Origin of the sequence: Microbacterium sp. B35-04 (assembly GCF_010634885.1) — a bacterium.
GTDB lineage: Bacteria > Actinomycetota > Actinomycetes > Actinomycetales > Microbacteriaceae > Microbacterium.
Map to the genome: position 1 here is coordinate 1 of NZ_MWLP01000183.1, position 645 is coordinate 645.

The following is a 645-nucleotide window of genomic DNA, read 5'->3' on the forward strand; positions in this document are numbered from 1 at the left end:
CGCGCGGGCTCGGGCCTGGCGGGGCGCCGCCGCCGTAGTCTACGCCGCCTGGTACGCGCGCCGGAGGATGACCCCGCGCAGCGGTACCCAGACCTATCGGCGCCCCGCCTTGCGGCGGAAGAGCCAGGCCCCCCACACGAACGACACGACGAGGATCCCGAGGCACCAGGCGATCGCCCAGCCGACCGTGTCGTCGACGGGCGTTCCCATGAGGAGCCCGCGGATCGTCTCGATGATCGGCGTGACCGGCTGGTACTGCGCAACGCCCTGGAGCCACTCGGGCATCGTCTCGACCGGCACGTACGCGCTCGAGAGATACGGCAGGAACAGGATGATGAAGCCGTAGCCGTTGGCTCCCTCGGGGCTGCCGGAGGCGAGCCCGATCGCCGCGAACAGGTACGTGATCGCGAGGATCCAGAGTGCGATCACCCCGACGGCGCCGACCCAGCCCCAGAAGCCCGCCGTCGGGCGGAACCCCACGAGCAGTGCGACACCGATCACGATCGCGGTCGCGAACAGGTTGCGCAGCAGGCTCGCGACGACGTGCCCGGTCAGCACGGCGCTCGCGCGCACGGGCATCGTGCGGAACCGGTCGATGATGCCGGCCTTCATGTCGCCGGCGACGTACACGGCGGTCGAGGCGGC

1 protein-coding gene is annotated in these 645 nt (G+C 71.3%); it reads right to left on the minus strand.

Annotated elements, in window-relative coordinates; translation table 11 throughout:
- Positions 1–93 precede the first annotated feature (93 nt).
- Positions 94–645, minus strand: a 552-nt coding sequence (locus B1729_RS20410) for an ABC transporter permease (protein WP_163634633.1), incomplete at its 5' end; no start/stop codon positions are given.